Raw genomic sequence first — 2,892 nt, 5'->3', positions numbered from 1 at the left:
ATTCCAACCGCGCCACTCTCGTGTCGCCATCAGAACCAATCTCGGAACTTCGCTGAAAATCTCTCTAAAAACACCTTCGGTGTTGTAAGGTTAAGCCTCACGGATCATTAGTACTGGTTAGCTCAATGCATCGCTGCACTTACACACCCAGCCTATCAACGTCTTAGTCTTAAACGTTCCTTCAGGGGCCTTGAAGGCCCAGGGAAGACTCATCTTGAGGCAAGTTTCGCGCTTAGATGCTTTCAGCGCTTATCTTTTCCGCACTTAGCTACCGGGCAATGCCATTGGCATGACAACCCGAACACCAGTGGTGCGTTCACTCCGGTCCTCTCGTACTAGGAGCAACCCCTCTCAATCTTCCAACGCCCACGGCAGATAGGGACCGAACTGTCTCACGACGTTCTAAACCCAGCTCGCGTACCACTTTAAATGGCGAACAGCCATACCCTTGGGACCTACTTCAGCCCCAGGATGTGATGAGCCGACATCGAGGTGCCAAACACCGCCGTCGATATGAACTCTTGGGCGGTATCAGCCTGTTATCCCCGGAGTACCTTTTATCCGTTGAGCGATGGCCCTTCCATTCAGAACCACCGGATCACTAAGACCTACTTTCGTACCTGCTCGAGCCGTCACTCTCGCAGTCAAGCTAGCTTATGCCTTTGCACTAACCTCACGATGTCCGACCGTGATTAGCTAACCTTCGTGCTCCTCCGTTACTCTTTGGGAGGAGACCGCCCCAGTCAAACTACCCACCAGACACTGTCCTCACCCCGGATCACGGGGCCGAGTTAGAACATCAAACATTAAAGGGTGGTATTTCAAGGATGGCTCCACGCAGACTGGCGTCCACGCTTCAAAGCCTCCCACCTATCCTACACATCAAGGCTCAATGTTCAGTGTCAAGCTATAGTAAAGGTTCACGGGGTCTTTCCGTCTTGCCGCGGGTACACTGCATCTTCACAGCGAGTTCAATTTCACTGAGTCTCGGGTGGAGACAGCCTGGCCATCATTACGCCATTCGTGCAGGTCGGAACTTACCCGACAAGGAATTTCGCTACCTTAGGACCGTTATAGTTACGGCCGCCGTTTACTGGGGCTTCGATCAAGAGCTTCGCCTTGCGGCTGACCCCATCAATTAACCTTCCAGCACCGGGCAGGCGTCACACCGTATACGTCCACTTTCGTGTTTGCACAGTGCTGTGTTTTTATTAAACAGTTGCAGCCAGCTGGTATCTTCGACTGGCTTCAGCTCCATCCGCGAAGGACTTCACCTACATGCCAGCGTGCCTTCTCCCGAAGTTACGGCACCATTTTGCCTAGTTCCTTCACCCGAGTTCTCTCAAGCGCCTTGGTATTCTCTACCTGACCACCTGTGTCGGTTTGGGGTACGATTCAATGTTACCTGGAGCTTAGAGGCTTTTCCTGGAAGCAGGGCATCAACTACTTCTGCACCGTAGTGCATCGTCATCACGCCTCAGGGTTAGTATGCAACCGGATTTACCAGGTCACACCCCCTACACGCTTAAACCGGGACAACCGTCGCCCGGCTAGCCTAGCCTTCTCCGTCCCCCCTTCGCAGTAACACCAAGTACAGGAATATTAACCTGTTTCCCATCGACTACGCTTTTCAGCCTCGCCTTAGGGGTCGACTCACCCTGCCCCGATTAACGTTGGACAGGAACCCTTGGTCTTCCGGCGAGCGGGCTTTTCACCCGCTTTATCGTTACTTATGTCAGCATTCGCACTTCTGATACCTCCAGCAACCCTCACAGGCCACCTTCAACGGCTTACAGAACGCTCCCCTACCCAACAACGCCTAAGCGTCGCTGCCGCAGCTTCGGTGCATGGTTTAGCCCCGTTACATCTTCCGCGCAGGCCGACTCGACCAGTGAGCTATTACGCTTTCTTTAAATGATGGCTGCTTCTAAGCCAACATCCTGGCTGTCTATGCCTTCCCACATCGTTTCCCACTTAACCATGACTTTGGGACCTTAGCTGGCGGTCTGGGTTGTTTCCCTCTTCACGACGGACGTTAGCACCCGCCGTGTGTCTCCCGTGATAACATTCTTCGGTATTCGGAGTTTGCATCGGTTTGGTAAGCCGGGATGGCCCCCTAGCCGAAACAGTGCTCTACCCCCGAAGATGAGTTCACGAGGCGCTACCTAAATAGCTTTCGGGGAGAACCAGCTATCTCCCGGTTTGATTGGCCTTTCACCCCCAGCCACAAGTCATCCGCTAATTTTTCAACATTAGTCGGTTCGGTCCTCCAGTTAGTGTTACCCAACCTTCAACCTGCCCATGGCTAGATCACCGGGTTTCGGGTCTATACCTTGCAACTATTCGCCCAGTTAAGACTCGGTTTCCCTACGGCTCCCCTATACGGTTAACCTTGCTACAAAATATAAGTCGCTGACCCATTATACAAAAGGTACGCAGTCACACCACGAAGGTGCTCCCACTGCTTGTACGTACACGGTTTCAGGTTCTATTTCACTCCCCTCGCCGGGGTTCTTTTCGCCTTTCCCTCACGGTACTGGTTCACTATCGGTCAGTCAGGAGTATTTAGCCTTGGAGGATGGTCCCCCCATATTCAGACAGGATGTCACGTGTCCCGCCCTACTCATCGAACTCACGACCTGTGCATTTTAGTGTACGGGGCTATCACCCTTTGCTGCGCGACTTTCCAGACGCTTCCACTAACACACAAGCCGATTCAGGTTCTGGGCTCCTCCCCGTTCGCTCGCCGCTACTGGGGGAATCTCGGTTGATTTCTTTTCCTCGGGGTACTTAGATGTTTCAGTTCCCCCGGTTCGCCTCATGCCACTATGTATTCATGACATGATAGTGTGTCGAAACACACTGGGTTTCCCCATTCGGGTATCGCCGGTT

Annotated in this window: 1 rRNA gene; it reads right to left on the bottom strand. The window is 53.0% G+C overall.

What is annotated here, in order from left to right:
• Positions 1 to 86: 86 nt before the first annotated feature.
• Positions 87 to 2,892 (bottom strand): 23S ribosomal RNA (locus tag OZD62_RS02455); the annotation flags it as partial.

The sequence above is a fragment of the Wolbachia endosymbiont of Drosophila seguyi genome, assembly GCF_028981765.1.
Classification (GTDB): Bacteria; Pseudomonadota; Alphaproteobacteria; order Rickettsiales; family Anaplasmataceae; genus Wolbachia; species Wolbachia pipientis.
Note: the sequence above shows the minus strand (reverse complement) of the source record. Positions and strands in the feature narration are given on the sequence as shown.